Below are 20,657 nucleotides of genomic sequence, written 5' to 3' on the forward strand. Positions count from 1 at the left end.
GCTAGCCCTTCCTTGATGCGGCGATGAGTGCCGCGGCGGTGTCGATGATGGTCTGTTCGGTGGGGCGGGGCTGCCAGCCGAGCTGAGTACGTGCCTTGCTGCTGTCGACGAGCCTGATGCGGCCGAGCTCGTGCCGCACCATCGCCAGCTGCGGATTGCGCCGTGCGAGCAGCTTGACCACGAGGTCGGGCATGGTGCGGACGGGCACCTTCGCGGCTTCGTCCGGGAACCTCTCGCGCAGGATGCGGGCGATCTGCCGGTACCACAGGAAGGTGCCCGAACCCAGGTAGCGCTGGCCTGCGGCGGCCGGGCTCGTCATGGCGAGGAGGTGGAGTTCGGCGATGTCGCGCACGTCGACGATGTTCCAGCCGATGTTCGGCACGGCGGGAATCTCCCGGGCGAGCAGACGGCGGATCACCTCGACCGTGCCCGGCCTGTTCGATGTGCCCAGGGTGGGTCCCTGCATGAAGGTCGGGAGGATGGCGGTCAGTTCGAGCCCGGTGGCGGCGGCGAGGTCCCAGGCGTCGCGCTCGGCGAGGATCTTGGAGTCGGGGTACGCGCGGAGCGGGGTCCCGGACGGTTCGCTCCAGGTCGTCTCGGTCGCGGGTGTGTCCGGCGCGCCGCTGTCGGCCGTGACGCCGGACGAGGTGAGCACGGCACGCCTGACCCCGGCACGGGCGGCGGCACCCAGGACGCGGCGGGTGCCCTCGCGGGCGGTGGTGATGAGGTCCGTGCCCGGACCGAAGGGCATCGGCGAGGCGGTGTGCAGCACGTAGTCGGCGCCGGCGGTCGCCCGGTCCCAGCCGTCGTCGCCCAGGAGGTCGGCGGCCGCGAACTCGATGGTCCCGGCTGCCTGCCGGCCCACTTGCGCACTCACGGCGTCGCGCACCTGCTGGGCCTTGTCGAGGCTGCGCACGGTGGTGCGCACCCGGTAGTCGCGCTGGAGCAGGCCCGCGATCACCCAGCCGGCCAGGTAGCCGGTCCCGCCCGTGACGAGCACCGTCTCACCGCAGTGGGTATCGGCCATGTGAGCCCCCAATATCATTGAGTTTCTCATTGATATTGAGAGGCTACCATGGGGTCATGACCGCAAGCCATGCCGCGAAGGCATCGATGCCCAGCCCGGCGGACGTCGAGCGGAAGGCTGAGATCGTCCGTGTTCTCGTGGAGGTGGGGAACGCCGCGGACGCGGTCGTGGCCCAGGTGCTCGGCGAGTTCGGGGTCCCGACCTCCGTCACCGGCACGCTGTGGGCGCTCGCCCCGGGAACCGAGCCGCCGACCATGCGGGACGTGGCGGCTCGCCTGAACTGCGACCCCTCCACGGTCAGCCTCGCCGCCGACAAGCTCCAGAGCATGGGACTCGTCGCCCGCCGGCCCCACCCCTCCGACGGCCGCAAGCGCATCCTGGTCCTCACCGAACAGGGCCACGAACTGTGGGAGGCCCTCCGGTCCCGGCTGCACGCCTCCGGACTGTTCGCCGGCCTTGACGCGCGGGAACAGGACACCCTGCTGGCGCTGCTGACGAAAATGCGCAACCCGCAGCGCCCGTAGCTGGTGAAGGACATCGGCAGGTCGGCCGCGCCACGCTCGGCCGCGTCGGCTGACCCCGAACTCCCGTCGACCGCTTGACCGCCCTGATGTGGCGGGGGCTGCCCCGTCGGATCGGCGCGTTGGTCACGTGTGCGCGGCTGTCCGCAGTCGCGTGAATGATCACGAAGGTGCCGCGGGTCTGCCTAGCGGACCTGGTTCACCATGTCCTGCACGGCGTTGATGACCGCGTCCGGCCGGTCGTCGGGGATGTCGTGCGAGCTGTTCTCGGCGGTGACGAGGTGGCGGTTGGGTGCGGCGCTCACGAAGTCCTGCTGGGCCTGGCGCCACAGCTGCGCGTCGTCGGGTGTCGGGAGCGGGGTCTGGGAGGAGACGATCGCGGTGGCCGGGACGGACCGGGGCCAGATCAGCTGGTGGTACGCGAGGTGGACGGGGCCGTAGTCGGCGGCCTCGGCGAGGAGTTGGCGGGTTTCGCGGGTCTGGGGCGCTTGCTTGAGTGCGTCGATCTGCGGGGTGTTCGCGGCGACGAGCTTGGCGGTCTCGCTGTCGGTGAAGAACTGCGGGAGGTTGGCGTCGACCAGGACCGCGCCAGCGATCCGGTCCGGGTGCTGCTGGACGAAGGCGGTCGCGATCTCGCCGGCCAGGGAGTGCGAGACCAGGACGACGTTCTTGGTGACTCCGAGCTGGGTGAGGCCTGCGGCGAGGTCGTCGGCGGCGTTCTGGGCCTTCCACGGCCCGGGGACGTCGTCGCTCCTGCCTTCTCCGGTGCGGTCGTAGGTGATGATCTCGGAGCCGGTGTTCTTGGCGAGGGCGGGGGCGATCTTGCTCCAGGAGGACGCGTCGAGTCCGCCGCCGGCGTCCAGGAGGATGGCCGGGAGGCGGCCGGGGGTGACGTAGAAGGCCAGCTTGTGGCCCTCGTTGGTGATCATGTGCAGCGAGGGTTCGGCGGCAGTCGCCCCGGAGGCGGGCGCGGACGCGGTCGCGGAGGCGCCGGCCGGTGGCGCGGCCTGTGTCCTGGTCGAGTCGCAGGCGCCGAGGGTGCAGGTCGCGACCGTCACGCCGGCCAAGGCGATTGCGGCATACCGGAGTCGGCGGCGCGGTGAGGTGGGGACGGCCACGGGAGTGCCTTTCGCGAGGGGCGGACTGCCGGTGCGCGAAGACCTGGTGCCGGCCATCGGCAAGTCCGCTGCTACGAGGGTCTTCTGACACTCTCAAGCCTGCAAGTCGGCGCGGCCGGTCGCGATGGCGGTGACCACCGGATCGGGGCGGGGGTTGGCCCTACCTGCGGGGAGGGGATCACCGCCTTCCGGCGCGGCCCGGTGCCCTCAGGTCATCTCATCCTCCAGTGCGGCGAGGCCGGCCTGCTGGGCAGGGTCGAGGACTTCACAGCCCCGGCCGCAGTCCTCCTACCTGTCAGGCCGTTGGCCGATGTCCGTGGCCGGTGGTGATCGGGCCGGTCAGCCGCTCCCAGTTGCCGGAGGCGATCGCGGCCTTCTCCTGTTCGGTGAAGGGCGCTTGTTCGAGGAAGGTGCGGGCGACTCCCCGGCTGGTGTCGAGGTAGGGGAAGCCTCCTGGCCGGGTGCCGTAGGTGTACGGGTAGTCGGTGGAGTAGAGCATGCGGTCGGTTCCGACGACTTCGGCCGTCCAGCGGAGGTAGCGCTCGCTGACCGTGCCGCTTCCGGCGATCCAGAAGTTGTGCCGGAAGTAGTCGGCCAGGGGACGTTCCAGCTCGGCCATGTCCTGCAGGATGCCGATGTGGTCGAGGTAGAACAGGACGACCTCGCCCCAGTGTCCGGCGATCGCCTGAAGGCCGGGGTGGCGGTCGAAGACGCCGGAGAAGATCATGCGGAGGTACTGCACGCCGAGGTCGTAGTACCAGCCCAGCCCGGCGGTCGCGAGCGCGCGGCCGACTCCGTGGGGCAGTCCTGAGTAGTAGACGTCCTGGACCGCCTGTACCGGGGTCTGCGGGTGGAAGTGCAGTGGCACGCCGAGCCGTTCGGCGGTGCCGTAGAGGCCGTCGAACTCCGGGGCGTCGGCCGGCAGGGAGCCGGTGCGCCCGTACAGCATCGCGCCGCGCAGGCCCAGGTGCGTGACCGCACGCTCCAGTCCCGCCGCGGCGGCTTGCGGGGCCGGGCGAGTGCCGCGATCGATTCCGATGGACCGGCAGCAGCCTCAGGATCGGGTCAGCATCAGTCCTGTCAGACGCTGTCGCGGATGGTCGAACCGTGTCATGCGTCGAGTGCGGAAGCGAGTGCCGACGGGGGCGCTTCGAGGTGAGCGCAGGGGTACTTCGGGTCGGGGGTGCGGTGGCCCGGGCCACCACACCCCCGATTGCCTGACATGCAGGTCAGCGCACGTTTCCGCGGGGCTTGAGGGGGATTCCCGGGAGCTCCGGGGCGGGCAGCCGGTCGCCCGGGTAGCCCTCGACGGCGCCGAAGCGGTCGGGGTTCGCGGAGCTCATCCATTCCTCGCGGGCTCGGGCAATGTCTTCGTGAGACCGCCCGATGAAGTTCCACCACATGACGATCTGCTCCTCGAAGGGGGCGCCGCCGAGGAGGATCAGGCGGGCGGGGGCGTCGGTGGTGTTGGTGACGGTCAGGGCGGTGGGGCCGGGGGCGAGGTAGCCGAGGTCGCCGGGGTGGAGGTCGGCGCCCGCGAGGCGGACCTCGCCGTGGTCGACGAGGAGGCCGTGTTCGAAGGCGGGGTCGACGGCCAGGGTGACGGTGGCGTGCGGGGCGACGGTGAGTTCGGCGCCGAGGAGGGGGGTGAAGGTCGGGACGGGGGAGGTGCGGCCGGCCAGGGTGCCGAGGAAGACGCGGACGTCGGCGCCGTCCAGGGCGACGGGTTCGGGGGCGTGGTGGTGGAAGTCCCGTGCGGTGTCGCGGTGTTCGTCGGGCAGGACGACCCAGAGCTGGACGCCGTGCAGCACGGTGGTCGCGGGGGTGGAGACCTCGGAGTGGCAGATGCCGTGGCCGGAGGTCATCAGGTTGAGTTCGCCGGGGCGGACGAAGGCGTGGACGCCGAGGCTGTCCCGGTGCTCGATCTCGCCGGTGAAGAGCCAGCTGACGGTCTGCAGGCCGGTGTGGGGGTGGGGCGCGACGTCCATGCCGCCGGTCCGGGCGACATCGTCGGGGCCGTAGTGGTCGACGAAGCACCAGGCGCCGATGAGCCGGCGGTAGCGGTGCGGCAGGGTGCGGCGGACGGTCATCGCGCGCGGTCCGCCGAGTGGGACGTCCCGGGGGGACAGCACCTCGACGAACGGGTCCTGCTGGTGCTGCGGTCCGGCGGCGGGGCGCGGCTCGGTCTCGGCGGTGCTCACGGCTGTGGTCCCTCCCAGGGTGATCTCGACTGTCAGGTAGTTCTAGATTCAACTATTATGGCATGGCAGAGTGTCGAACGGCAGTGCGCCGATGATGGCACGGGAGTCGAGGAGTACAGGTGAGTGATGTGACGGTGGTTCCGGCGGAGCGGCGGGTCTTCATCGACAAGCAGAGCCCCAAGGCCTACAAGGCGGCGCTCGCCGCCGCCGAGGCGGCCCGCGAGGGCGCGGCCGAGGCCGGGCTGGACCGGCGGCTGGTGGAACTGGTCAACCTGCGGGTCTCGCAGATCAACGGCTGCGCCTACTGCCTGAACGTGCACACCCGGGCCGCGCTGCGCGAGGGCGAGACCACCCAGCGGCTCGGCGTGCTGCCGGCCTGGCGGGACACCGAGCTGTTCACCGCGCGGGAGCGCGCCGCGCTGGCGCTGGCGGAGGCGACCACGAACCCCTCGGACGCGGCCGCGCAGGAGGCCGCGTACGGGCTGGCGCGGGAGGCGCTCACCGAGGCGGAGATCTCGGCGGTGATCTGGGTGGCGATCACCATCAACACCTTCAACCGGGTGTCGATCATGAGCAAGCACCCGGTCCGGCCGACGCCGGGGCTCTAGGGTCGGCGGGAGTCGGCGGGGGAGCTGCCGGTGGGCGTGCCGGCGAAGGGGTGGGTCGGCCGGTCGGCCTCCGCCGTTCGGCGTAGTGCCTACGTTGGTCGGAGTACGACCGGTTCCTCCCGGTGGGGGATGACGGAGTATCAGGCCTGCGGCGAGGCTGTGGTCTCGGAGGCGGGCGGGGGCCCGCCGTGGACGAGGGGGTCACATGACACGTCGTACGGTTTCCGTGATGGTGGCGGCAGCAGCCGTCTGTCTGGCGCTCGCCGCGCCGGTCGCGTCGGCGGGCGCCGCCGAATCGGGGAGCGCCGCGCCGGGCACGGCCGTCGTCCGGGTCGAGGGTGAAGCGCGGTCGGCCGCGCTGAAGGCGGTGACCGGGGCCGGGGCGGCCTCGGCGATAGCCGAGGTGCGGGACGAGGGCGGGGTCTGGCGAGCGGGTTCCGGCGTCTCCGACCTCGCCTCCGGTGCGCCGGTGCGGACGGACGGGCGGTTCCGGGCCGGGAGCATCACCAAGACGTTCACCTCCACCACCGTGCTCCAGCTGGTGGGGGAGGGGCGGATCGTCCTGGACGAGCCGGTCGAGCGCTACCTGCTGGGGGTGGTCCCCAACGGCGGGCACATCACCGTCCGCCAACTGCTCAACCACAGCTCCGGCCTGTGGGATCCGACCAACGAGGAGGGCGGGCTGTTCCCGCACACCACGGACCCGGTGGTGATCCGCGACTGGCTCGACCAGGGCGGCCTGACCCGCTCCATCACCCCGGCCCAGGTGGTGGCGGCCTCGGTGGCGCACGCGCCCAACTTCCCGCCCGGGGCGAAGTTCAGCTACTCCAACGTCAACTACACCCTGCTCGGCATGATCATCGAGCGGGTGACCGGCCATGGCTACGCCCAGGAGATCACCGCCCGTATCCTCCGGCCGCTCGGGCTGACCGGAACGTACTTCCCCGGCGCGGCCACCGACATCCGCGGCCCGCACGCCCACGGTTACTGGACGCTCGCCGAGGGGCCGGCGCCGGAGGATCGCAGCGACCGGGACGTCACGGTGTCCAGCGTCACGTGGGCGAACTCCGCGGGTGAGCTGATATCCACCCTGGCCGACCTGAACCGCTTCGAGCAGGCCCTGTTGGGCGGTCGGCTGCTGTCGCCCCAGCTGATGCGGGAGATGAAGACGACCATCCCGGTGCAGGCCGACGGCCGGCTCCCTGGCCTGGGCTACGGGCTGGGGCTGGCACGGCTGCAGCTGTCCTGCGGTCCGGTCTACGGCCACGACGGCGGGGTGCCCGGCTTCAGCTCGCAGCTGTGGAGCTCGGGCACCCGCCAGGTCGCGATGTCCGTGACGTCCAGGGGCGACGCGGTGCAGGCCTCCGCGCAACTCGCCGCGCAGGGCGGCTTCCTGGAGGAGGCGTTCTGCGGCACCCACCAGGGCGGGGGTGACACCTGGCTGAAGCTCGGCTGAGCCGCAGCGGCCGGGGGTGGGGAGTGGGGCCGGGCCGGGTTGGGCGGCCGGTCGCGGTGGGCGGCATCGGTCGACGAGGCGCCCCGGCCCCGGCTCCGGCCCCGCCGTCAGGCCGAGCGGCGCTGCTCCGCGAGGTAGTCGTGCACGGGGGCGACGGGGGAGAGGGTCAGATCGGTGACGATGTGGCTCGCCGAGACGACCTCCAGCACCGGCAGGTCGGCCAGCGGCGCCATCACATGGGCGTTGAGCTGGAGACGGGCCGGGCCGGTCCAGGCCTCCTTGACGGTCACGTCGCTGATCCGGGTGCGTACCAGGTCGCAGACCCGCAGGCCGCCGGTGTAGTCGGGGATCACCTTGACCGCGAAGGTGGGCACGGTGATCTGGTCGCGTGCCTCCCGCTGGTCCAGCGGCTGCCACTTGTAGGCCATGGTCGCGGTGGCGACCCGCTGGCTTCCGTAGTCCAGGGTGCCGACGAGGGTGCCGGCCTCCGTGAACAGTCGCGGCGTGGCCATCACCTTGGGGTAGGCGCTCAGCTCCCGGCCGGCCGCGGTGGCGGCGAAGCTGTCCAGGTACATCGCGTGCAGATATTCACCGTGCTCCTCGCTGTGCCGCACCGGGATGACCTGCCCGGCCTCGACGTACGGGCCATAGCCGTCGACCTCGCCCATTTTCATGATCTCGAAGCGCACCAGCGGCTCGTCGATCTCCAGTGGCTCGGGGACGACGGCGCGCAGCGCCTCGGGGTCGGTCCGGTAGACGACGTTCAGGTATTCGCGGTCGGTGAAGCGGGTGGCGCGCAGGGGGTAGACGGGGGCGGTCAGCGGGGTGGCGGCGTGGCGGACGACCTGCTCGGAACGCATCGGGGGGCTCCTTCGGACGGGGTGGGGTTGTGCGGTCCCCTCAAACGGATACGATATGTATCGGATACACCATGCATCCGATGGGATCGCGGTGCAAGCGCGCGGAACACCCGGGCCGCCGTAGTGCCCCAATCGCCCCAACCGTCCGGACCGCCCGGACCGCCCGGACCGCCCGGACCGCCCGGACCGCCCGGACCGCCCGTGGCGCCCGTGGCGCCCGTGGCGCCCGTGGCGCCCCCGCATCCCCCCGGTGCGCAGCAGCACCCGCACAGCCAAGGAGTGATCTCGATGTCGTTCACCGCCCCCAACCCCACCGGCCGACCCGTCGCCGTCGTCGGAGCCGGCACCCTCGGGCGCCGCATCGCCCTGATGTTCGCCACCGACGGCGGCGAGGTGCGGATCTACGACCCCTCGGCCGAGCAGCTCGCGGCCGCCGGTGCCTACGTGGCGGAGCAGCTGCCCGCCGTCGCCGCGAAGGTGGGCGGGAGCGGGGCGGGCACCGTCGCCGTCACCGGTGACCTCGCCGAGGCACTGCGCGGCGCCTGGCTGGTGATCGAGGCGGTGCCCGAGCGCCCGGAGCTCAAGGAGCGGGTCTTCGCCGACCTCGACCGGTACGCCGACCGGGACGCGGTCCTGGGCAGCAACTCCTCGTCCTACCCGACCAGCCACTTCGTCGACCGGGTGCGGGAGCCCGAGCGGCTGGTCAACATCCACTTCTACATGCCGCCCGTCCAGAACGCGGTGGACGTGATGTCCAGCGGCCGCACCGACCGGGCCGTCATCGACCTGCTGCTGGCCGAACTGCCGCGCCACGGCGTCTTCCCGTTCGAGGCGCGCAAGGAGAGCACCGGCTTCATCTTCAACCGCATCTGGGCGGCCATCAAGCGCGAGTCGCTCGCGGTGGTGGCCGAGGGCGTCGCCACCGCGGAGGAGGTGGACGCCATGTGGTCCGTCAACACCGGTCTGCGGGGCGGCCCGTTCCGGGCGATGGACCAGGTCGGGCTGGACGTCGTACTGGACATCGAGGAGCACTACGCCGCCGAGCGCCCGGAGTTGCCCGCCGGGCCGCGCACCCTGCTGGAGGAGTACGTGGAGGCCGGCCGACTCGGCGTCAAGACCGGGCGCGGCTTCTACGACTACGGCTCCGGCTCGGACCGCGGCTCGGACCGCGACTCGGACCGCGGCTCGGACCGCGGCTCCGGCGGGGGCGCCGCTGCCGCCTGACACGCTGCGGCCGCTCGGCACACGGACGGCGACCCCGGCCCGGCCCGTAGACTGGGCCGGGCCGCCCGGCGGCACCGTGCCGAGCGAAGAACGAGAGCCGAGGACCGCAGTTCGTGCCCAAGTCACCCACGAAGCGGCGCCCGCTGACCGTCGCCGCCCTGAACGACAGCGCCCTCGCCCTGTTCACCGAACACGGCTTCCATGCCACCTCGATCCGCGACATCGTGGCCCGCGCCGGGCTGACCAGGGGCGCGTTCTACTCCAACTACCAGGACAAGGAACAGCTGTTCCTCGCTCTCTACGACCAGCAGATCGACCGCTTGCTCGCCGATCTGCGCACCGCCTTCACGGCCACCGCCGCCGCCCAGGACGTCCCGTCCCGGATGCTGCGCGAACTGGCCGACCGGCGCCGGGAGGACGAGGGCTGGTTCCTGCTCTCCATGGAGTTCACCCTGCACGCCGCCCGGCACCCGGAGGTCGCCCGCAGCCTCGCCGAGCACGAGGCCCGGCTGATCGACGGCCTGGTGGAGCTGATCGAGGAGGCGACCGACCACGCCCCGGAGGTCCACCCGCGCGACCTCGCCCGGCTGCTGGTGATCCTCCACGAGGGCGCCACCGCCATGCGCCTCACCGAGGAGGCCCGCGGGGAACTCGCCGAGTTCCCGGAGGAGCTCCTCCACCGCGTCGTGGACGGGCTGTTCCACCTACGGCGTGGCTGACGCGCCCCCGTTGAGCCGGCCCGGTGGGTCCGTCGGCCCGGGGCAGGGGCGTTCACGGGCAGGGCGGTGCCGAGGCCCGACCGCCGCGGCCGGCTCGCGGTCCGCACCAACCGCCACTCGGTGCCGGTCCGTTCGATCGGCAGGCGAGTCCGGGCGCTGCCGCACGCCTCCCACCCGGTGGTCAACGAAAAGACACGCCCAACACGACGGAGGTTCCATGCGTTTGATCTCGAGTGGCCGGCACCATGCCACGTTCGAATTCGGCGACCTGCAGGTGATCTCGTTGCGAGACGGGTACATCGACATGCCGCCGACACGGCTCCGCGACGAGGACGGGTGCGCGCTCGATGTGCTGCCGGCCGCCGTGCCGCTGGCCGGCGACAACCTACGGCTGTCGGTCAACGCCTTCTTCGTCACCGACGGCACGCAGTCCGTTCTCATCGACACCGGCGCGTCCGACGTCTGGCACGACCCCACCATGGGACTGATCTACGACGCGCTCCACGAAGCAGGAGTCCAGCGCGCGCACATCACCGATGTGGCCATCACCCACAAGCACGAGGACCACGTGAGCGGCCTGATCGCGCCGGACGGTTCGGAGGCGTTCGCCGAACTCGAGCGGGTGTGGATCGGCGCGGGCGACACCTCGGTGTTCACGGGGCGGCTCGAGCCGATCCGCGACCGGGTCGTGCCCGTGTCCGAGAAGGTCGCGATCAACGACTGGTGCACCGCGATCCCGACACCGGGCCACACCCCCGGTCACACCGTCTACGACGTCAGGAGCGGCACCGCCCACCTTCTCGTCTGGGGCGACACCGTGCACGTCCCCACGCTCCAGTTCGATCAGCCGAACGTGTCCTGGGAGTTCGACGGCGACCAGTCGCAGGCCCGCGCCGCGCGAGCGTCACTCCTCGAACAACTGACCCGACCAGACCACTTCGTAGCCGGCGCCCACCTCGACTCACCCGGCATCGCCCGGGTGACCCCCTCCGGCGAGGGCTACGCGCTGGAATACCTCGCACCACCGATCGGCTGACCGAGCCCGACGGCTCCGGACCGTGCTCGCGAGGGCGGTCGAGGAGGGCAGGCCCCGGCCGGCCGGATGGTCGTCCACGAACCCGACCACGTGGCTCCTGAGCCTCTCCCGGCCGGTGACCGCAGACTCCCTGCGGTCACCGGCCGGACCGCACCGCCCTCGCCACAGATCACCTGCAGGCCTGCCGTCGGTGAAGTGAACGAAGCCGCCGGGCCCCCACCCGTGGCACGACGCGCCACGTGCCGACGGCGCAGTGGTGAGGGCGGACAATGGTGGACGTGACAGACATGACGCTCAACCTCTGGCGACAGCCGCTCGGTCCGGTGGCCGCCGAGGTGCTCAGCTCGGTGTGGGAACGCAACGACCTGACCGTGCTCATCCTCGCCGAAGGCGCGCTCTCCGAACTCCCGCCCGGCATCAGCAGATTGATGCGGCTGCGCACCCTCGACCTCGGACACAACCTGTTCACCGAGGTGCCCGCCGAACTGACCCGGCTCACCTGGCTCCGGGACTTCCTCTACCTGCACGACAACCAGCTGACCACCCTGCCGGACGGCCTCGGGCGGCTCACCCGGCTGCGCTACCTCAATGTCGGCGAGAACCGGCTCACCGAACTCCCGTTCGCCATCGGCAAGATGGCCGAGCTGGTCGAACTGCGCGCCCAGCACAACCGGCTCACCGCCCTGCCGGAGTCGATCGGCGCCCTCGGCGAGCTGCGCGAACTCTGGCTGCGCGGGAACGAGTTGACCGCCCTGCCGGCCTCATTCACGCTGCTCTCCGAACTGCGCGAGCTGGAACTGAGGGAGAACGCCCTAGGTGAACTGCCCGCCGTCCTCGCCGGGCTGCCGAGGCTGCGCCGGATCGACCTCCGCACCAACGGCATCACCGAACTGCCCGACTGGCTGGCCGATCCGGCGGCGCTGCCCGCGCTGGAGAAGCTCGACCTGCGGTGGAACGACGTACAGGTCCCGGATCACCTGATGGAGGCGCTCATCGAGCGTGGCTGCATGGTCCTGCTGTGATCCCGCCCGCAAAGATCAACGCGGACGCCGGTGAGCTGCTACCGTGGAACGCATGAAGCGCGCTGCACTCGCCACGACGACGCCGGAAAGAGTCCCGGCGCGCTGACTGCTGACCAAGTCCGAAGCCCCGGGGCGAGTGCCCCGGGGCTTCGTCGTTCCCCGGCCCACTCGCCCGCCCAACCCGAGTGGAGACCACCATGAACGAGCAGTCCGTCCAGGACCGGCCCGCACCCGACCACCGCAGGCTCGGCCGCGAGCTCGACCTGTTCGACACCGACCCGCTGATGGGCTCCGGCCTGCCGTACTGGCTGCCCGACGGCGCCGCGATCCGGCACACCCTGGAGGAGTTCATCCGGGGCCGCGAGCGCCGGGCCGGCTACCGCCACGTCTACTCGCCGGTGCTGGGCAAGCGCGAGCTGTACGAGATCTCCGGCCACTGGGACCACTACCGCGAGGACATGTTCCCACCCATGGAACTCGGCTCGGAGGAGATGGTGCTGCGCCCCAGCCTGTGTCCGCACCATGCCCTGATCTTCCGCTCACGCCCGCACAGCTACCGTGAACTGCCCCTAAGAATGGCCGAGTTGGGCGGCATGTACCGCTCCGAGCTGTCCGGCGTGCTCGGCGGGCTGACCAGGGTCCGGGCGATCCAGCTGAACGACGCCCACGTCTTCTGCACCCCCGAGCAGGCCGCCGACGAGGCCGTCGCCGCCCTGGAGCTGATCCGCGAGGCGCACCGCGCGCTCGGCATCGTGCCGGTCCGCTACCGACTCTCGCTGCCCGGCGAGGGCGGCAAGTACGTGGCCGACCCGAAGCTCTGGGAGCGGGCGGTGGCGCTGCTCACCGAGGTGCTGGAGCGCTCCGGGGTGCCGTTCGAGGCGGCCGAGGGCGAGGCCGCCTTCTACGGTCCAAAGATCGACGTGCAGATCGCCGACGGTGCCGGGCGCGAGTTCACCCTCTCCACCGTGCAGATCGACTTCCACCAGCCCGAGCGGTTCAACCTGCACTACATCGGCCCGGACGGCGCCAAGCACCGCCCGGTGATGGTGCACCGCAGCGTGATCGGCAGTGTGGAACGGGTGGTCGCCCACCTGATCGAGCTGTACGGCGGGGCGTTCCCGGCCTGGCTCGCGCCGGCCCAGGTGGTGCTGGTGCCGATCTCCGACGCCGAGCTGCCGCAGGCCGAGCGGCTGCGGCAACGCTGCCTGGACCTCGGGCTGCGGGCCGAGGTCGCCGGGCCCGAGCACGGCAGTCTCGGCGCCCGGATCCGGGAGGCCCGGCTGGTGCCCTACCAGGCGGTGATCGGCGCCAAGGAGGCCGTGGACGAGCGGGTCGCACTGCGGCTGCGGGACGGCCGTCGGCTGGAGCCGATGCCCGCGGAGGAGGCCTGGGCCCGGATCGGCGCGCTGGTCGCGGACTGCAGCGCCGAGCTGTGGCGGGACGCGCCCGCCGGCTGAACCGGACGGCGGGCCGGGAGCATACGTACGACTAGTGCGGCGCGCGGAGTGTCGGCGGGGCCGGGGGCGGTGGCCGCCCGTCGAATGGGCGCGGCGGCCGGGTCCACGGCCGCCGCCGTCCCCACCAGTCCCATCGTCCCGGAGGTGCCCATGCGCGGATCGCGCAGGCTCGTCGCTCCCGTCCTCACCGTCTGTCTCGCCCTCGCCGGTGCCGTCGCCGCCGCCCCGGCGGGCTCGGCCAGGCTCCGCCCGCTGCCGGTGCCGGAGGTCCAGTACTGCGCCGCCGTGCTCGGGCACCTGCCCGGCGCCGACGGTGCCTCCCCGGTGCTCGGCCGGGCCTGCTCGTGGGATTCCCGCGCCGACGCGCTCGCCGAGGCCGACGGCCGCACCCGCACGGCAGAGCAGCCGACCGACCGGACGCTGCTGCTGGAGGAGTTCAAGGACGTCGACTACCAGGGCGGCGTCATCTACTCCTTCTTCGGCGACGCCGGCGGCTGCGACGGCACCGGCTACCACCTGGTCAACTACTTCGGTGTCGCGCTGAGCGTCTCCTCGATGAAGGGCTACAACAACTGCAACGCCGTCCACCTCTGGTCGACCCTCAGCGTGGAGAAGACCATGGACCTGCCGGCTCCCCAGCTGGGCGGGAACTTCAACGACGCGGTCCGTGAGCTGCAGGTCTTCCATCGCTGAGGGGCCCCGGCGGCGCCGATCCTGGTGTCGCCGGCCGCCGGGGTCGGGTGCCCCCGGCGGTCAGTAGGACTGCAGCTCGATCAAGTGGCCCTCGGGGTCGCGCAGATGGGCGCTGCGCAGGGTGGGGCCCCACTCCGGGCGGTCGGCGGCCGGGGCGGCGAGGGTGCCGCCGTGGGCGAGGCAGAGGGCGAGCGCCGCGTCCACGTCGTCGACCCGGAAGACCAGCATCGCGGGGTCCTGGGCGGGGGCGCCGGGGTCGGCGGGCAGGCCGGCGGTGCCCAGGGTGGCGGCCATCGCGGCGCGGTCGAAGAGCGCCAGGACGGCCTGGTCGTCGACGTCCCAGTTGGCGTACGGGCCCTCGGGCGTGCCCTTGATCAGGGTGGCGCCGGTGAACGGGGGGAGGACGGCGCGGTAGAAGCCGAAGGTCTCGGCGAAGCGGGTGACGAGCAGGCGGGGGTAGAGGGCGTCCACGGTCGGGCTCCAGGTGGGCTCTGAATCTCTGGGTCAGCACCCACTATAGGGAGTGACCCTAGAATACCGCCATGGCCTCCGAGGACCCCGCCCCGCCCGGCGCGCTGCCGCCGACCCTGCTGGACCTGAGCACCTTCCTGCTGGCCCGGATCGGCCGGACGGCGCGGGCCCGGCTCGCCGAGCACCTCGCCGAACGCGGCCTGCGGCTCTGGGACATGGCCGTACTGGCGGCGCTCGCCGACTTCGGGCCGCAGGCTCAGCGGGACCTGGTGCGGCGGCTGGGCATCGACCCGAGCGACCTCGCGAAGGTCGCCGACCAGCTCGGCGCGGCCGGGTACGTCGAGCGCCGCCGGGACGAGGCGGACCGGCGGCGGGTCTCGGTGTCGGTCACCGCCGCCGGGCGGACGCTGCTGGCCGAACTGGACGCGCAGGCCCGGGCGGTGCAGGACGAGGTGCTGGCTCCGCTGGACCCGGCGGAGCGGCGGGTGCTGCAGGAGCTGCTGCGGCGGGTGAACCAGGGGGAGGCGCTGCGGCGCGGCGCCGTCTGAGCTCAGCCGGTGGGCGGCCCCGGGCGGCGGGCGCCCGCGAACTCGCCCGCCCAGCGCGGGAGGTCGAGCACCTTCTCGACCCGGGCCACCAGGGTGCCGGTGCGCTCGGCGTGGATCATCGCGCCGTCGCCCGCGTAGACGCCGACGTGGTGCAGCGGCGCGTCGGGGCGGGAGAAGAACAGCAGGTCACCGGGGGCGAGGGCGTCGCGTTCGACCGGGGCGCCGCGGTGGAACTGGGCCACGGTGTAGTGCCCGAGCTCGACGGTGCCGTGACTGGCGCGGTACCAGCAGTACAGGGACAGCCCGCTGCAGTCGAAGCCGACCGTGCTCTCGCCCAGGCACACGCCGTTGAGATAGCCGTTCTCCTCGTCGCAGAAGCCGAGGCCCGGGCCCAGCCGGTCACCGCCGCCCCAGGCGTACGGAACGCCGATCTGCGCCTCGGCGACGGCGGCGACCCGGCGGCCGAGGGCCGCGGCGGCGAGCGAGGCCGCGGACGGGTCGGATGGGTCAGACGGGTTGGACCGGCCTGTGGCGTGGGCGGGTTGGGCCGCGGCGCCGAGGGCCGGGGCGAGGCCCGCACCGAGGGCGAGGCCGAGCATGCGGCGGCGGGCTACTCCGGAGGCCTGGTCATGGCCGGGGGGTCGGGACTCCATCGGTCGGCTCTCCTGGGCTGGTCGCGGGGTTGGCGCGGGTCCGCACCAGGATCGCGGTCCGGCGGCGCCGTCCGCCATCACCCGCAGCGGTGAATCGTGGGCACACAGGCCTTGGCGGGCCCGGGAGTTCACCGGAAATCGGTTTGACGGTCGTTCGTGAGGGGCCAACGATGGGCGCGAACGTTCGGTGACGACCTCGGAGGCCCTCATGGACAGCGCCGTCAAGCTGGTCCGCAACACCCGTCTGACCCAGGCCGTCGACTACGCCTACGCGGCGGTGGTCGATGCCCCGGCCCGTTCGCTCTGGCTCGCCGGAGCGTGCCCGCTGGACGAGGAGGGGCGCACCGTCGCCGTCGGGGACTACGAGGGCCAGGCCCACCAGGTGATGCGCAATCTGATAACCGTGCTGGAGGAGGCGGGTGCGGGGGTCACGGACATCGCCCGGACCACCGTGTACGTGGCCTCCGGCGATCAGGCGGACCTGGTGAAGGTCTGGAACGTGTACCGGGAGTACCTGGGGGCGCACGACGCCCCCAGTACGCTGCTCGGCGTCTCGGTGCTCGGCTACCGCGACCAGTTGGTGGAGGTGGAGGCGGTGGCCGTGCTGCCCTGACGGGCCCGGGGGCGGGGGCTCAGGAGGAGGCTGCGGCGAGCAGGGCGTCCAGCTTCCGGTAGCCCTCGACCACGCCGCGCTCCATACCGCTGACCAGGATCGCGTCCCGGGCCGCCAGGCTGTCGACCACCGACAGGACGGTCACGCGGGTACGGCCCTCGCCGGCGGGTTCGAAGACGGCGGTGTCCAGCGCGACGCCGTCCGGTACGCCCTCGAAGGTGAAGGTCTGGACGAGCCGGGTGGCCGGTCGGACCTCATGGAAGGAGCCGTAGAAGGCGGCGACCTCCTGGCCCTCGCGGTGCATGGAGTAGCGGTAGTGGCCGCCGGTGCGGGGCTCCCAGTCGTCGATCTTCAGGTCGAGGTCCTCGGGGCCGAGCCAACGGGCGACCAGCTGGGGCTCGATCCAGGCCCGGAACACCCGCTCCTGCGGGGCGTCGAACTCGCGGACGATCCGGATGGTGGGCAGCGTCGGGTCCGCCTCGATGTGGGTCTGGTGGCCGGTGGTGGAGGTCATTGCGGGGCTCCTTCGGTGTGCCGGGGGCGGTCGGGGCGGCTGCGGCTCTCTGGGTCGTCCGCACCGGTCGGCTTCGGTTCCGCGTCGGTGTCGGCGTCGGTGTCCGCGCCGGTGTCTGCGTGTGCGTTGGCGTCTGCGTCGGTGTCTGCGCCGGTGTCTGCGTCTGTGTTGGCGTCTGCGTCGGCCATGGCCGCGAGGACGGCGTCCAGGCGGCCGAAGCGGGCCTCGGCCTGGCGGCGGTAGCGCTCGATCCAGCTCGTCATCAAGTCGAACACCTGCGGCTCCAGGTGGCACGGCCGCCGCTGGGCGTCCCGGCGGCGACTGACCAGTCCGGCCTCCTCCAGCACCTTGAGGTGCTTGGAGACGGCCTGCATGGACATCGCGTAGGACTCCGCCAGCTCGCCGACGGTCGCGTCCCGGACCGAGAGCCGGGCGACGATGTCGCGCCTGGTCGGATCGGCCAGGGCGACGAACGCCCGGGAGAGCTGGTCGACGGCCACCGCACACCTCTGTTCATCCGCAACCGATTGGTTGAGAACAACGCTACTCCGCTACGCCTCCGTACTCAACTGTTTGGTTGCGGAAGTGGTGGGGGCGGGCTTTCGGAGGGAAGCGGCCGATCAGAAGAAACCGATCGTTCGGTTTTCAGGCGAGAGTGCCGGGGTGCTAGCCGTGTTCGTCGGCGGATCTCCGGAGAGGTGTGACTTCCATTCGTCCGGTCGGGATCTGACGGACCGTAGGAGAGAAGAAGTGGAACAGGTGGGGGAGGAGGGGAGGAGTCGCTGATTCCCCGACATCGTCTTGTCGCCCGTGGGGAGCCCGTAGCTAGGATACGGGGTGTTTGGTTTTGTTTTCCCGGAGCTCAGGGCGGGGTGGTTGCGGTGGTACGGCAGGAACGAGCGCTCCGGACGCGTCGGCTGATCCTGGAGGCCGCGGCGTCGGTCTTCGACGAGTTCGGCTACGAGGGCGCCACCATCGGGGAGGTGGTCTCCCGGGCCGGGGTGACGCGAGGTGCGGTGTACTTCCATTTCGCCTCGAAGCGGGATCTCGCGCAAGGCGTCGTCGAGGAGCAGTTCGTCCAGGACGGAGTGCCCGAACGTAGCTGCAAGCTCCAGGAGTTCGTGGACACCGGGATGGTGGTCGCACACCTGATGCCGCGTGACCCGTTGCTCAGCGCGGGCGCCCGGCTCACGCTCGGCCAGGACGTCCTCGATGACCTCGGCGGCGGTGTGATCCCCGGCTGGATCAGCCGGATGGAGGCGCTGCTGGTCGCCGCCGGCGAGCGCGGCGAACTGCTGCCGCACGTCGTCCCGGCCGACACCGCGTGGCTGATGACCGCCGCCTGGACGGGTGTTCAGATCCAGTCGCAGAAGCTCGCCGGCCGGGCCGACCTGGAACTCCGGGTGTCCGGCCTGTTCCAGCACCTGCTGCCGAGCGTCGCGGTGCCCGGGGTGCTCGGCTCGCTCCGGATGGGGCCGGACCGCGGTGCCCAGGTGGTCGCCGAGGTCGCGGCGGCCCGGCAGGCGGAGGAGGGCGGCGACGGGCGGTCGGCGGAGTCGCGGGCCGAGGCGGGGCCGGTGGCGCCGCAACCGGTCTGACGTCCGCCCGCGCGGCGGGGCAGGTCGAATGTCAGTGCGGCTCGCCATGATGGCGGTATGAAGGACGCAGCCACCACGGCCACCCCTGCCGCTCCCGCCTCCCCGGAGGCCTACGCCGACGCCGTCGCCACCGCCGTACGGGCCGCCGCGGCGTACTACGCCGACGGCTCCACCCCGCTGGGGGACGACGAGTACGACGCCCTGGTCCGGGCGATCGAGGCCTATGAGCGCGAGCACCCCGACCAGGTGCTGCCCGAGTCGCCCACCGGCAAGGTGGCCGGCGGCGCGGCCGTCGGCGACGTCCCGCACAGCACGCCGATGCTCTCTCTCGACAACGTCTTCTCGGCCGAGGAGCTGGAGTCCTGGGCCGCCGGGCTGGAGCGCAGGCTCGGCCGGCCGGTCGCCGCCTGGTGCGTCGAGCCCAAGTTGGACGGCCTCGCCGTCGCCGCCCGCTACCGCGCGGGCCGGCTCACCCAGGTGCTCACCCGGGGCGACGGCCTGGCGGGGGAGGACATCACCCATGCGGCGGACGCCGTCCTGGGCCTGCCCGCCCGGCTGGCCGAACCGCTCGACGTCGAACTGCGCGGCGAGGTGCTGCTCACCCACGAACAGTTCGAACAGGCGAACGCGGTGCGCACCACCCACGGCGCCACCCCGTTCGCCCACCCGCGCAGCGGCGCGGCCGGCACCCTGCGCGCCAAGGACCGCCCCTACCGGGTCGAGCTCACCTTCTTCGGCTACGACGCCCACGGCCTGCCCGGCCTCGACCACGCCGAGCTGCTCGCCCGCCTCGCCGAACTCGGCGCCAACACCGCCGCCAGCACCGAGGCCGCCCCCCGCCGCTGCGCCACGCTGGCCGAGGCCGAGCAGCGGATCGAGGAGATCGCCGCCCTGCGCGCCGCGCTGCCCTTCGGTATCGACGGCGTCGTCGTCAAGGCGGACGCGGTCGCCGACCAGGAGCAGGCCGGCTCCGGCTCCCGGGCGCCGCGCTGGGCGGTGGCCCGCAAGCTCCAGGCCCAGCACAAGGTCACCCGGCTGCTCGGGGTGGAGTGGAACGTCGGCCGCACCGGGATCATCGCGCCCCGCGCTGTGCTCGACCCGGTGGTCATCGACGGCGTCACCGTCGCCTACGCGACCCTGCACAACCCCGCCGACATCGAGCGCCGCGGGCTGATGATCGGCGACCAGGTGTTCGTCTACCGCGCCGGGGACGTCATCCCCCGGGTGGAGGCGCCGCTGGTGGACGAGCGCACCGGCTCCGAGCAGCCGATCGCCTTCCCCGAGGTCTGCCCCCGCTGCGGCGACGCCATCGACCGGGCCGAGCAGCGCTGGCGCTGCGTGCGCGGCCGGGGCTGCCAGGCCGTCGCCTCGGTGATCTACGCGGCCGGGCGCGACCAGCTCGACATCGAGGGCCTCGGCGGCACCCGGGCCGTCCAGTTGGTCGAGTCCGGGTTGGTCGCCGACCTCGCCGACCTCTTCACCCTGACCAAGGATCAGTTGCTCACCCTGGAGCGGATGGGCGAGACCAGCGCCGACAACCTGCTCGGCGCCATCGAGACCGCCCGCACCCGCCCGCTGAACCGGGTGTTCTGCGCCCTCGGCATCCGTGGCACCGGGCGGACGATGTCGCGCCGGATCGCCGCGCACTTCGGCAGCATGGTCGCGATCCGGGCTGCCCACGCCGAGGCGCTGGCGGGCGTGGACGGCATCGGGCCGGAGAAGGCGGCCGTGATCGTGACCGAACTCGCCGAGCTGGCAGCGCTGTTGGACCGACTGGCGGAGCAGGGGGTGGGGACGGAGGTCACCGAGCCGGTCGCCGCGGCGGCAGTGGTGGCAGCGGCGGCGGCGACGGGCGGGGCGAGCGCTGTGGGCCCGGTGGGCGAGGGGGTGGTGGGCGAGGGGACGGCCGCAGGTCCGCTGGCCGGGCAGAGCGTGGTGGTGACAGGCAGCATGACCGGTGCCCTCGCCGAACTCTCCCGCAACGAGATGAACGAACTGATCGAACGCGCGGGCGGCAAGGCCTCCTCCTCGGTGTCCAAGCGCACCAGCCTGCTGGTCGCGGGCGAGAAGGCGGGCTCCAAGCGCGTCAAGGCGGAGGAACTCGGAGTGCCAGTCACCACCCCGGAGGAGTTCGCCGTCCTGGTTGCCGACTTCCTCGGCTGAGCCCACGGCCGGGCATCGGCCCGGTCAGCGGCCCGTTCGTCGGCCCTTTCGTCGGCCCGTTCGCCGTGCGGAGCGGGTGCGGTAGGGTGACCGACGCTGAACACGACCACGCACCAGGGAGGTGAGACCCATTACCGGTATGTCCGAGCGGGTGC

General features: G+C 72.3%; 22 protein-coding genes. 13 read left to right on the forward strand and 9 right to left on the reverse strand.

Annotation, left to right across the window (positions count from 1 at the left end; translation table 11 throughout):
* Nucleotide 1 precedes the first annotated feature (1 nt).
* Complete coding sequence (locus tag ACZ3YL_RS20710) at nt 2-1,027, reverse strand: NAD-dependent epimerase/dehydratase family protein (RefSeq protein ID WP_465658940.1); 1,026 nt, start codon at nt 1,025-1,027, stop codon at nt 2-4.
* Nucleotides 1,028-1,083: 56 nt separating this feature from the next.
* Between ACZ3YL_RS20710 and ACZ3YL_RS20715 the strand changes: the two genes are divergently transcribed.
* Entirely contained in the window at nt 1,084-1,551 is a 468-nt protein-coding gene (locus tag ACZ3YL_RS20715) for a MarR family winged helix-turn-helix transcriptional regulator (protein ID WP_188305017.1), read from the forward strand.
* A gap of 182 nt (nt 1,552-1,733) precedes the next feature.
* Here ACZ3YL_RS20715 and ACZ3YL_RS20720 read toward each other — a convergent pair whose 3' ends face one another.
* From ACZ3YL_RS20720 to ACZ3YL_RS20730, 3 genes are all read right to left on the reverse strand, one after another.
* The gene (locus ACZ3YL_RS20720) at nt 1,734-2,606 is read right to left on the reverse strand and encodes an alpha/beta fold hydrolase (protein WP_465658942.1); all 873 of its coding nucleotides are present in this window, start codon (nt 2,604-2,606) and stop codon (nt 1,734-1,736) included.
* Nucleotides 2,607-2,961: 355 nt separating this feature from the next.
* Complete coding sequence (locus ACZ3YL_RS20725) at nt 2,962-3,705, reverse strand: amidohydrolase family protein (protein ID WP_465659020.1); 744 nt, start codon at nt 3,703-3,705, stop codon at nt 2,962-2,964.
* A 190-nt stretch (nt 3,706-3,895) separates the two neighbouring features.
* On the reverse strand, nt 3,896-4,867 hold the full coding sequence (locus ACZ3YL_RS20730) for a pirin family protein (protein ID WP_465658944.1): 972 nt from the start codon (nt 4,865-4,867) through the stop codon (nt 3,896-3,898).
* 119 nt (nt 4,868-4,986) lie between these two features.
* On the opposite strand from ACZ3YL_RS20730, the gene ACZ3YL_RS20735 reads away from it, so the two are divergent.
* Both ACZ3YL_RS20735 and ACZ3YL_RS20740 read left to right on the forward strand, forming a co-directional pair.
* Nucleotides 4,987-5,475, forward strand: a complete 489-nt coding sequence (locus tag ACZ3YL_RS20735; RefSeq protein WP_465658946.1) for a carboxymuconolactone decarboxylase family protein — start codon at nt 4,987-4,989, stop codon at nt 5,473-5,475.
* A gap of 229 nt (nt 5,476-5,704) precedes the next feature.
* The gene (locus ACZ3YL_RS20740) at nt 5,705-6,931 is read left to right on the forward strand and encodes a serine hydrolase domain-containing protein (protein ID WP_465658948.1); all 1,227 of its coding nucleotides are present in this window, start codon (nt 5,705-5,707) and stop codon (nt 6,929-6,931) included.
* Between the two features lie 107 nt (nt 6,932-7,038).
* Here ACZ3YL_RS20740 and ACZ3YL_RS20745 read toward each other — a convergent pair whose 3' ends face one another.
* Entirely contained in the window at nt 7,039-7,791 is a 753-nt protein-coding gene (locus ACZ3YL_RS20745; protein ID WP_465658950.1) for an acetoacetate decarboxylase, read from the reverse strand.
* Between the two features lie 288 nt (nt 7,792-8,079).
* Here ACZ3YL_RS20745 and ACZ3YL_RS20750 point away from each other — a divergent pair, with 288 nt between their 5' ends.
* From ACZ3YL_RS20750 to ACZ3YL_RS20775, 6 genes are all read left to right on the forward strand, one after another.
* Nucleotides 8,080-9,015 carry a 3-hydroxyacyl-CoA dehydrogenase family protein gene (locus tag ACZ3YL_RS20750; protein WP_465658952.1) on the forward strand — a complete coding sequence of 312 codons (936 nt, stop codon included), beginning with the start codon at nt 8,080-8,082 and terminating at the stop codon, nt 9,013-9,015.
* A gap of 113 nt (nt 9,016-9,128) precedes the next feature.
* Nucleotides 9,129-9,734, forward strand: coding sequence for a TetR/AcrR family transcriptional regulator (locus ACZ3YL_RS20755; RefSeq protein ID WP_188305023.1), 606 nt, complete (start codon nt 9,129-9,131; stop codon nt 9,732-9,734).
* Nucleotides 9,735-9,951: 217 nt separating this feature from the next.
* Nucleotides 9,952-10,770, forward strand: a complete 819-nt coding sequence (locus tag ACZ3YL_RS20760; protein WP_465658954.1) for an MBL fold metallo-hydrolase — start codon at nt 9,952-9,954, stop codon at nt 10,768-10,770.
* Between the two features lie 287 nt (nt 10,771-11,057).
* Nucleotides 11,058-11,792 carry a leucine-rich repeat domain-containing protein gene (locus tag ACZ3YL_RS20765; RefSeq protein WP_223242307.1) on the forward strand — a complete coding sequence of 245 codons (735 nt, stop codon included), beginning with the start codon at nt 11,058-11,060 and terminating at the stop codon, nt 11,790-11,792.
* Nucleotides 11,793-11,989: 197 nt separating this feature from the next.
* On the forward strand, nt 11,990-13,249 hold the full coding sequence (gene thrS / locus ACZ3YL_RS20770; RefSeq protein WP_465658956.1) for a threonine--tRNA ligase: 1,260 nt from the start codon (nt 11,990-11,992) through the stop codon (nt 13,247-13,249).
* 150 nt (nt 13,250-13,399) lie between these two features.
* The gene (locus ACZ3YL_RS20775; RefSeq protein WP_465658958.1) at nt 13,400-13,942 is read left to right on the forward strand and encodes a hypothetical protein; all 543 of its coding nucleotides are present in this window, start codon (nt 13,400-13,402) and stop codon (nt 13,940-13,942) included.
* A 60-nt stretch (nt 13,943-14,002) separates the two neighbouring features.
* On the opposite strand, the gene ACZ3YL_RS20780 is transcribed toward ACZ3YL_RS20775, so the two are convergent.
* Complete coding sequence (locus ACZ3YL_RS20780) at nt 14,003-14,413, reverse strand: VOC family protein (protein WP_188305028.1); 411 nt, start codon at nt 14,411-14,413, stop codon at nt 14,003-14,005.
* Nucleotides 14,414-14,484: 71 nt separating this feature from the next.
* Between ACZ3YL_RS20780 and ACZ3YL_RS20785 the strand changes: the two genes are divergently transcribed.
* Nucleotides 14,485-14,961: a MarR family winged helix-turn-helix transcriptional regulator gene (locus tag ACZ3YL_RS20785; protein WP_465658960.1), complete on the forward strand. Its 477-nt coding sequence runs from the start codon at nt 14,485-14,487 to the stop codon at nt 14,959-14,961.
* Nucleotides 14,962-14,963: 2 nt separating this feature from the next.
* On the opposite strand, the gene ACZ3YL_RS20790 is transcribed toward ACZ3YL_RS20785, so the two are convergent.
* Complete coding sequence (locus tag ACZ3YL_RS20790; RefSeq protein WP_465658962.1) at nt 14,964-15,614, reverse strand: C40 family peptidase; 651 nt, start codon at nt 15,612-15,614, stop codon at nt 14,964-14,966.
* Nucleotides 15,615-15,822: 208 nt separating this feature from the next.
* On the opposite strand from ACZ3YL_RS20790, the gene ACZ3YL_RS20795 reads away from it, so the two are divergent.
* Nucleotides 15,823-16,227, forward strand: a complete 405-nt coding sequence (locus ACZ3YL_RS20795; RefSeq protein WP_188305030.1) for a RidA family protein — start codon at nt 15,823-15,825, stop codon at nt 16,225-16,227.
* A gap of 19 nt (nt 16,228-16,246) precedes the next feature.
* Here the strand turns inward: ACZ3YL_RS20795 and ACZ3YL_RS20800 are convergent, their stop codons facing one another.
* Both ACZ3YL_RS20800 and ACZ3YL_RS20805 read right to left on the reverse strand, forming a co-directional pair.
* Entirely contained in the window at nt 16,247-16,741 is a 495-nt protein-coding gene (locus ACZ3YL_RS20800; RefSeq protein ID WP_188305031.1) for an SRPBCC family protein, read from the reverse strand.
* Complete coding sequence (locus ACZ3YL_RS20805; RefSeq protein ID WP_465658964.1) at nt 16,738-17,241, reverse strand: ArsR/SmtB family transcription factor; 504 nt, start codon at nt 17,239-17,241, stop codon at nt 16,738-16,740. The genes ACZ3YL_RS20800 and ACZ3YL_RS20805 overlap by 4 nt, the downstream gene beginning before the upstream one ends.
* 381 nt (nt 17,242-17,622) lie before the next feature.
* On the opposite strand from ACZ3YL_RS20805, the gene ACZ3YL_RS20810 reads away from it, so the two are divergent.
* Both ACZ3YL_RS20810 and ligA read left to right on the forward strand, forming a co-directional pair.
* Nucleotides 17,623-18,339: a ScbR family autoregulator-binding transcription factor gene (locus tag ACZ3YL_RS20810; RefSeq protein ID WP_465658966.1), complete on the forward strand. Its 717-nt coding sequence runs from the start codon at nt 17,623-17,625 to the stop codon at nt 18,337-18,339.
* A 57-nt stretch (nt 18,340-18,396) separates the two neighbouring features.
* Nucleotides 18,397-20,502, forward strand: a complete 2,106-nt coding sequence (gene ligA / locus ACZ3YL_RS20815; protein WP_465658968.1) for an NAD-dependent DNA ligase LigA — start codon at nt 18,397-18,399, stop codon at nt 20,500-20,502.
* Nucleotides 20,503-20,657: the final 155 nt, after the last annotated feature.

The organism is Kitasatospora sp. NPDC023176, assembly GCF_055560495.1.